Source organism: Candidatus Binatus sp., assembly GCF_030646925.1.
Classification (GTDB): Bacteria; Desulfobacterota; Binatia; order Binatales; family Binataceae; genus Binatus.
In genome coordinates this window covers 1-8,635 of sequence record NZ_JAUSKL010000022.1, presented here as the reverse complement: position 1 = coordinate 8,635, position 8,635 = coordinate 1, and the positions used below count along the sequence as shown (strand labels likewise).

Sequence of the window (8,635 nt, the reverse complement as noted above, 5' to 3'; positions counted from 1 at the left end):
GGTACGGACCCGCGTAAATTTGGGCGACTTCTATGAACGCGAAATCCGTGCAGACTCATCCGAGTTCCTTCTCGCCCTCATCCAATAGCGCGCCGATTTCCGTTATTTGTGCAATTGCATCCCTTCTAGGTCGCCCTTCTTACGCCATTCGGCCAGTAGAGCGTTGAACTGGTTTATGCCGGGCGTGTAGATCTGGTCGAAGATTCCGATGGAGGAGGTGTCGCCTTCGTTGTTGTAGTAGCCGGGCGTGCAGGCGGACAGGAAGTCCTTGCTGCTCGCTACGAGGCCGCGAATCGTCTCTACCCACGCCTGCTCGGCTTCCGGCGTCGCTTCCACCGCGACCGCACCGCGATTTCGCACTTCTTTAATGATGTAAGCAACGTGCCGGGCCTGATCGTCAAACATCGAGGTCATGTTCGCCGACAAGGCGTTCTGCCCAACGCCAATAAAGAACCAGCTTGGGAAGCCGCTGGTCGAGTGACCATGCAAGGTACGTAGACCGTCTTTATAGTAATCGGAAAGAACCCGGCCATCGCGCCCGTACACCTCGAAGCGAGCGGTTCGAATGAAGCTGCCGATGTCGAAACCGGTGGCGTAGATGATGCAATCGACCTCGTATTCGACGCCGTTAGCCACGATGCCCTTACTCGTGATTCGTTCAATACCCTTGGCCTCACTGACATCGATCAAAGTCACGTTCGGCCGATTGAAGGTCGGTAGATACTCGTCATTGAAGGTCGGGCGCTTGCAAAACACACGATACCACGGCTTCAAAGCCTCAGCGACCTCCTTGTTCTCGACAATCTGGTCCACTCGCGCCCGAATTGAGTTCATCTTCTGAAAGTCCGCCAGCTCGGCGCGCAAGGCTAGGTCTTCCGGTGCCGCCTGTGCCCTCTCGGAACTCAGCACGAATCCCGACGCGATGTTGTTGCGAAAGATGTCCGTCCATCCGTCATTGACTAGATCCTCGGCGACGGGCCGGCCCGAGAGGATTTCGGCGAAGTTCTCCGCACGCTCCCGTTGCCAGCCGGGCTTAAGCGTCTCTGCCCATTTGGGATCCGTCGGCTGGTTGCGACGAAGATCTACGAACGACGGAGTCCGCTGGAAGACGTAGGTCTGCTTGGCGTATTTGCCGACATACGGCACGCATTGGATGGCGGTCGCACCGGTGCCGATGATCGCAACGCGCTTATCCCCCAGCTTGTGCAGATTGCCGGTGGTGTCGCCGCCCGTATAGTCGTAGTCCCACCGAGTGGTATGAAAGCTGTGGCCTTCGAATGTCTCGATGCCGGGGACGCCGGGAAGCTTGGCCTTGCTGACGCCGCCCACAGCCGAGATCACGAATCGCGCCTTCATAGCATCATTGCGGTTGGTACGAATGATCCAGCGCTTGATTGATCCGTCCCAGCGCATCTCCGTCACCCGCGTCTGGAAACAGGTGTCGTCGTAAAGACCGTAGGCCTTCGCGATGCGCTGCGAGTGTTCGAAGATCTCCTTGGCGTAGGCGTACTTCTCTTTCGGCATGTACCCCAACTCTTCGATGAGCGGGAGGTAGATATACGACTCGACGTCGCATTGGCAGCCGGGATAACGGTTCCAGTACCAGGTACCGCCGAAGTCACCGCCCGCTTCGATGATGCGGAGGCCTTCGACGCCCGCTTCTCGCAGTCGAGCACCAGCCAGCAGGCCGCAGAAACCGCCACCGATGATCGCGACCTCGACTTCGTCGGTCAGCGGCTCGCGGTTGAATCCGGGCTCTACATAAGGATCGACCTCAGAGTAGCGCGCGAATTGTCCTGCGGTATCGATATATTGCTTGTTGCCGTTTTGCCGTAGGCGCTTGTCGCGCTCCTGCCGGTACTTTTCGCGTAGAGCGCTCGGGTCAAATTCCATCCCGCGGTCGGGTATCTGATCAGCCCTTCCCATTTGTCGTCTCCTTCGAGCGTCGTCTTCGTCGAGATCAGCAGAACGCCATGCGAATCTAAGTTGCCTTAATCGAACTAGGTCGATCCCGTCACTCCAGGATCTCTGAAGCTTTAGCCTTTTGGATGTAGTCGCTCTCAGCTTCGGGCAGGATGACTCCAGCATCGCGGGCTGCCTTCGCCGCCGCCGTTACCTTCGTCACATAAGCCTCGTGGCTTTGGTAGAGCCCCTTGAGCCTTTCAGGCGAGAATGGCTGCGTGGATCCCACCAGCGCCTCGAGACCCGCCCCTGCGTTGTAACCGGTATTGCAGCCGATCGGCGCCTCCACATCGGGCAGGCGCACGCCTCCCTTGGCGATGCCATGGCCGTCGCGTTCAATTGCGGGCGGATTTCCGGACACGGCGATCATCGGTTGCGTGGGCGGCAGTGCGCCGCCCTCGATCCACCGTTTGACGTGCGCGATCGCCGCATCAGCCGCAGGACTCCACATCACGATGCTGGGACTGACCCCCTCGAACTGATTCAAGTAGACACCGTCGCGCTTGGTCTTCTGGTCCATGATTTCTGTCATCCCCTGCGGTGCGTGAGACGAGCCGGCGACTTCCCAGAACCGGAATATATCAGTGTCAGGCTGCCGGCATGGAAAGCAGCCCAATGTCTCGCTTTCCGAATTAACCAGCATCACCGGAATTTTGAGATCGTTCCGAATTTTGGTAGAGGGCCGCATCAGCTTCGCAAGCTCTCCCGGAGGCATCGCAAAGATCTTAATTGGGTCGAGAATCGTGTCGTCAAAGCCGGAAGCCATCCCGCCTATGATGAGCGGCATGAGGGCGTCGAACACGCGCTCTTTTGGCGCGATCGCATTTATGTATGCGAGGATGCGCGCTCCCGATTGCGAGGCGCCGGTGGCGATCAGATCCCGCACCTTGAGACCGCCGATCGGATCGACTCCGCTGCGCTCGCGGTCCCGTCCCACCGCGCGTCCCGCCTGCGAGAAGATATCGTATGAATACGAATCTCCGGGATGGGAAAGTGATCCATATCTTTCCTTGTCCCATGCCACCAGTCCCATCGGGTTCTCCTCGAATCCGTGGAGACCGACGAACTGCGCGGATACGGAAACATGGGCAAAGCCGTCATAGATGCCCGGCAGATCGGCAATAATGAGTTCGTGACCTATTGTGACGTTCGCCCACTCGACGACCACGGTTCCGTTGAATTTGGCGGGGTCCTTCGGCCGCTTTACCAGGATGCGCGTTTTGAAGGGCCCTTCGCCCGCCCCTTCCACCGCCCACTTGCCGTCGTTACCGTGCGTACCGACAGGCTTATATCGTTTTGCAGTGCCCGCAAGGAAAAATTCTTCCTCGAGATAGCCGCGCAGCCCCATCTCGCCGAAATAGCCTCCAAACGGCCATCCGTGAGCGCCACCCGAGATCGGCCCTGTTATCGTACTCATGTTGCGTCCTCCAATGACGCCGCCTGGCGATGCGGCGGCGGCGCAAGCGGTTTATTCAATCCCCGCGAGAAATCCTGGCGCGCTGCAACCATGAACCTGTTTGGTTGCGATTATCAAACAAGGTCGGCACAGATGCATTTAAGGTATTGAAGGCAATTTGGCAAACATCCGTTGCGAGCCGATATGGCTTAGGAGAAATACAGCGAATGGATAGCTCGAAATTGACAGATGGAAGCAGGACCGAAGTCTTAACCGAACGCTCTGTACCCTCCAAGAGTGGTCAGCCGAACGCGGTGCGTGCTGAAACTAAGAAGGTCGATAAGAAAGGAACTTCAAAAAAACCTAAGAGACAACGTCCGACGGCGAACTCAACCAGAAGTTCGACATCGGACAAGCTCGTCTGCCGCTATTGCGGGAGCAATGACTTGGCCCCTAGCTTTATCAAGCGGCGCGATCGCCGATGTCGCAAATGTTTCAGTAAGCGCTACGGATCATCGGCACGGACCGTGAAGACGAAGGTTAAGAAGTAGATTTACTCAGGTCGATGACAGGGGCCGGAGCGAGACCGAATGACGTCGTTGATCACAACTATCCTATCGATTCGCGACGTGATTACTGTGGTAATAGCGTGCAAGCAGGCGGCGTGGTCGCCATAGATACGAGACTATCAGGTTGCGAGTCATCCTGTTAACAAACGGACGTGAACCCGCGATGTGTGATGGCGCAATCGATTTCGCATCGATAGAATAGGCGATAGAGGGGCTAGAATGGGATTAGCGTTTATAATTATGCAAATTGGCAATGCTGCTCTAGACACGCTCTGCGAGAAGGCGATCGTTCCAGCCTTGAATGCGTGCGATCTCGATGCCAAGCGGGTTGATAAGCATAATGAGGGCGGGCTGTTGAAAAGTGAAATCATCAGATTTATTGAATCGTCCGAAATCATCATAGCTGACCTCACGAACGAACGGCCTAATTGTTACTTGGAAGTAGGGTGCGCAATGGGGGTCGGTAAGTTCAGAAACCTGATTTTGACCGCCCGCGAAGATCATATGCCGGACTACCCAGACCGAAGGCCGGGTGGACCAAAACTTCACTTCGATCTCAGCGGATATGACGTCTTGTTCTGGAGGCCGGACGCTCTGGACACGTTCCGGGTTGAACTCGAAAAAAAGATACGGCGACGGCAGGCGATCCTCGCTCCGCCAATGTCACAGGATTCCGCACCTTCATGGAGCTCGGAATGGTTTAAGAAACAGATAGACGAAGCCAAGAAAAGCTTTGTCGAATACGGCAAGAAAGGCTTCATGGAGTTGAAGGTTTCGCTTGTACGTTCCAGACTCGATGTCGGCCAGCAACAACTTCTGGATGCAGCATCCAAGTCCGTAATCAGAACCTTCGGATGGCCCATCGGCGTCGTAATGACGAAAGCAGAGTACCGCCCTCGTCCTACGGCTGAAGGGATCGTGGCGGAGATATTGACGGGCGGTGGAGGCTCATACGACTACTGGAGTCTGCGAAGGAATGGCGACTTTTATCTTTTGAGAGATCTTTTTGAAGATGATAAACGGCCGGAGCAGGACCAACTCTTTATCAATACCCGAATCGTTCAAGTCACCGAAGCCATCCTTTATTGCGGTCGCTTATATTCAAACCTTGGATTGCCACCCACACAGACGTTCGCAATCGTTATTCGTCATGGAGGTCTAAAGGGGCGTACCTTGGCTTGGGCGGGATTCAGTCGTCTGGAAGTCGAGAATGACTATTCGTGTTCCGTGGACGAATCATCACCTACTCTGACCGCATCGCAAGCGGAGATCGAGGGTAGGCTGACTGAACTCGTAAAAGCGATCTGCGCCCCACTGTTCACGCTGTTTAACTTCTTTGTCGTTCCAGACGAAACCTACGACAACATCGTCAACAGTTTTGTTGCAGGACGCGTGATCTAAGCCCCGGCGCGCCCGCTCGCCCGCCTGACGCCACCGCAGGCGGCGTCGGTTACTACAGAACATCAAAGGCGGTCTTTGGATTCTCGATGCTATTTCGGGGATTCGAGGGGAAGGTCCACAGAGATAAGGACTCGGTGGCGGAGAGGGGCGGACTTGAACGGTCGAGACCCCTCACTTCGCGCGTTACCTTGGGCGCGACGGTAACCGATTAACCCGCGGGAAGATCTCTGTGTGCGCGTCGCCGAGATTCTGGTGGGGTCAGCGTCGATTCTTGAGCGCTCCCTTCAAGCGGCTGGCCACCTCGGAAATATCCGGCTGACGTCGTCTGCCTTTGGGCCCCTTCTTACCCTCGTCTTCCGGATTCAGATCTCCGCGAACGAGACTCACGACGCGCTCCCAGGCTTCCGGAGTGAGCGGACGAGAACTCCTGAATTCGACCAAATCTTTCTGCACGCCGGGAATGGTAAGCAGCAGCCGGATTGCGGCCAGATCGCCTTTGGCGATTCGGTTTGCCAGCTGTGTAAATCCCACCTCTATTTTGGAGACCCGCCGCCGCCGGCCGTTTTCATTCACTTTCACCAGGGCGAAGAGCGCGTCCTGGGCCACCGTGGCAACGTTCTTTGAGCGGCGCGGCCTGCCCTTGGGATTGCCCGATTGACCTTTTTTAAACTGCGTACCCTGCGGCGGCTTGCCGTAACCTACTTTGTATGTGCCACTTTTCTTTTTCCGCATCCCTTCCTCCTCCTCACTTCAATCTCAAGTTCAGCAAATGACTTCCCACTCGAGGCATGGCGCGCATCGTTGCGCGTGAACGTCTGCCAGCGGCGGACGATGGTGTCGACGTAGAGCGGATCGAGCTCGAGTCCAAAGCAGCGCCTTCCGGTGCGCTCAGCCGCGATCACGGTGGTGCCGCTGCCCAGAAACCCGTCCAGCACGATGCTGCGGCGCGCGCTCGCATCCATGATCGCGTCGGCTACCAGCGCGACGGGCTTCACGGTCGGATGTGACGCCAGTAGATTGCCTTCGTCACCAGAGCGCGAGAACGAAGTCGCGCACGGATACTGCCACAAGTTGCAGCGATTGCGGCCGTACACGCCCAGCATCACATTGTTGCGGTGTGCAACCTCTCCATTCTTGAACACGAACACCAGTTCGTGCTGACTGCGGTAGAGCGAGCCCATACCGCCCTTGTCCTTGGCCCATACGCAGAGGTTCTTGAGCTCGGTATAAGCCACTCGGCCAGCAGTGAGGAGTTCCTCCATGTGTCGCCAGTCCATGCAGACGAAGTGCAGCGAGCCTCGGGCCGTATACCTGGCGAGAAGCGAAAGCGCTTGCGTCAGGAAGTTGGTGAATTCGGCTTCGCTCATCTCGCCCGACGCCATCTTGAACTCGCGATGGCGGACCGTGCCGAGTCCGCTCACGTTCCCGGCGATCGGAACGTTATATGGCGGGTCGGTGAATACGAGATCCGCCCTCTCGGCACCCATGAGCGCAGCGTAGGCTTGAGCATCGAGCGCACTCCCGCAATAGACGCGGTGTTCGCCGAGCAACCACAGGTCTCCGAGGCGGGTGACCGGCGGTCCGGCGGGTAGCTCGGACAAATCATCGGCTTCGTCAGCTTCATTCGGGGAATCGAGTCCTTCGATCCGCAGATCGATCTCTCCCATCTCGAAGCCTGTCGCTTCCAGGCTGAAGTCGAGGTCGAGAACCGACAACTCCTTTAGCTGTTCGGCGAGCAGCCGATCGTCCCAGACGGAATTCTCGGTCAGTCGGTTGTCGGCGATCATGAAGGCTTTGGCCTGAGCGTCGCTCAGGTGTTGCAGGCTGATAGTCGGTACTTCGGTCCGGCCGAGAAGCTTGCACGCCAGGACGCGACCATGGCCCGCGATAACCTCGCGCTTCGAGTCGATGAGCACAGGAACGTTGAAGCCGAAGGCCTCGATGCTGCGCGCGATCTGACGGATCTGACGGGGACTATGAAATCGTGGGTTTCGAGCGTTGAGTACGAGTTGAGCAATCGGCAGGTAACTTACCTTGATTTGGTCGCTCTCAACGTCGGCGCCACTCGGGTTTTGATGTATCCGTGCTCGGCTATTCCTCATCGTCCCCTCATCTCCTCCCCGCCGATTCCCACCACATTGGTTCAACCGGAACGCTCATGAACGGTAGGATCCGCGTTCAACGCGTTTGCCCTTCACCACCACGCGCCGGCGTCTACCAGCCGTCATCCCTTGGTAAGAAGATCTCCGGCGGCGGAGACTTTCCCGGATCCGCGGCTGCAACACCGAGCATCGCCGCCCAGAAGCGGTCTGCGTGGCCGGCGCCGTCGCTCTCCGCGATGAGTCGCGGGATTCCGGTCGGTCCAACCACCTTCTTGGGCTTGTGCAGATCTCCGCGGAGAGCCAAGTCGCCGGCCGGGATGCGAACTCGGCGATCCTCGAACCCCGCCTTGCCCAGGCTCGCGACCGCGAGCTTCGCTTGCGGTGTGAAAATCACGCCCTCGACTCTTCCGGAATAACGCCGCTTCGCATCCTCGACCGGCTTCTCTCCCATGCCGGTTTGGTCCATCGAAAGCCGGCTTACTCGGTAGTGCCCCATCAGTTCCGCCATCACTGCGTCCTGTTCGGCGAAGGTCGCGCGCCGGAGCACGCGAACCTCACGCGTCCAGAGCACGTCGCCCACCAGCTCCCATACCCAGGCGACCCACAGGTCATTGCGAGCCGCGATGTCGTTGCCGATGAAACAGAACCCGCCCTGGTATTTCTCTGGTTTGCCGGCCTCGGGATCTTCGCATGCGGTGATCAACTCGTAGGTCAACCACGCGGACGCCTCATCAAGCCATTTGAGCTCGTACTCCTGCGCCCAGAGATCGTCGTCGCAAACCGCGGCCTGGAGCTCTTCAATATTGCGTTCGAGTCCTTGAGCGACCGCCTGGTGGATGTCGGTCGTATGGCGCGACCACACAGAATGTTCCGCGGTCATCAGCTCGTAAAACATGTTGTCCTTGCCTCTCGGCGTGGACAGGACACGAAGCTTCAGATCACCGCGCGAGACGGCCGGGAACAATGCCCACCAGATCTTGCGGGAGTCGCGGTGAATCGCGAACTCGTCGAGCACCACGTTGGCCGTGAAGCCACGAGCGGTGTCAGGATTAGATGGGAGCGCGGTGATCCGCGAGCCGTGCCTGAATCGCACTTCATGGGCTTTGTAAGAGATCCCGGAACTACCCTCGAAGTCGTATTCGAGAGCTTCCACGGCGGCGCCATAGCTCGCGCACCACGGCCTGATCCCTTCCTCCATCGCTTCG

Annotated in this window: 6 protein-coding genes; 1 reads left to right on the top strand and 5 read right to left on the bottom strand. The window is 57.8% G+C overall.

Annotation, left to right across the window (positions count from 1 at the left end; genetic code table 11):
* Nucleotides 1-102: 102 nt before the first annotated feature.
* The gene (locus tag Q7S58_RS02830) at nt 103-1,926 is read right to left on the bottom strand and encodes an NAD(P)/FAD-dependent oxidoreductase (protein ID WP_304820591.1); all 1,824 of its coding nucleotides are present in this window, start codon (nt 1,924-1,926) and stop codon (nt 103-105) included.
* Between the two features lie 88 nt (nt 1,927-2,014).
* Complete coding sequence (locus tag Q7S58_RS02825) at nt 2,015-3,379, bottom strand: alpha/beta hydrolase domain-containing protein (RefSeq protein ID WP_304820590.1); 1,365 nt, start codon at nt 3,377-3,379, stop codon at nt 2,015-2,017.
* Nucleotides 3,380-4,167: 788 nt separating this feature from the next.
* Here Q7S58_RS02825 and Q7S58_RS02820 point away from each other — a divergent pair.
* Nucleotides 4,168-5,328, top strand: coding sequence for a hypothetical protein (locus tag Q7S58_RS02820; protein ID WP_304820589.1), 1,161 nt, complete (start codon nt 4,168-4,170; stop codon nt 5,326-5,328).
* A gap of 258 nt (nt 5,329-5,586) precedes the next feature.
* Here the strand turns inward: Q7S58_RS02820 and Q7S58_RS02815 are convergent, their stop codons facing one another.
* The 3 genes from Q7S58_RS02815 to Q7S58_RS02805 form a co-directional block, all read right to left on the bottom strand.
* Entirely contained in the window at nt 5,587-6,060 is a 474-nt protein-coding gene (locus Q7S58_RS02815; protein WP_304820588.1) for a DUF5681 domain-containing protein, read from the bottom strand.
* Entirely contained in the window at nt 6,027-7,430 is a 1,404-nt protein-coding gene (locus tag Q7S58_RS02810; protein ID WP_304820587.1) for a DNA methyltransferase, read from the bottom strand. The genes Q7S58_RS02815 and Q7S58_RS02810 overlap by 34 nt, the downstream gene beginning before the upstream one ends.
* Before the next feature lie 112 nt (nt 7,431-7,542).
* The coding region (locus tag Q7S58_RS02805) for a terminase large subunit domain-containing protein (protein WP_304820586.1) at nt 7,543-8,635 on the bottom strand (1,093 nt) is incomplete at its 5' end.

Bases quoted from the DNA above. Each gene is read 5' to 3' on its own strand.
- Q7S58_RS02830 (WP_304820591.1), bottom strand. From the start codon at position 1,926: ATGGGAAGGGCTGATCAGATACCCGACCGCGGGATGGAATTTGACCCG.
- Q7S58_RS02825 (WP_304820590.1), bottom strand. From the start codon at position 3,379: ATGAGTACGATAACAGGGCCGATCTCGGGTGGCGCTCACGGATGGCCG.
- Q7S58_RS02820 (WP_304820589.1), top strand. From the start codon at position 4,168: ATGCAAATTGGCAATGCTGCTCTAGACACGCTCTGCGAGAAGGCGATC.
- Q7S58_RS02815 (WP_304820588.1), bottom strand. From the start codon at position 6,060: ATGCGGAAAAAGAAAAGTGGCACATACAAAGTAGGTTACGGCAAGCCG.
- Q7S58_RS02810 (WP_304820587.1), bottom strand. From the start codon at position 7,430: ATGAGGAATAGCCGAGCACGGATACATCAAAACCCGAGTGGCGCCGAC.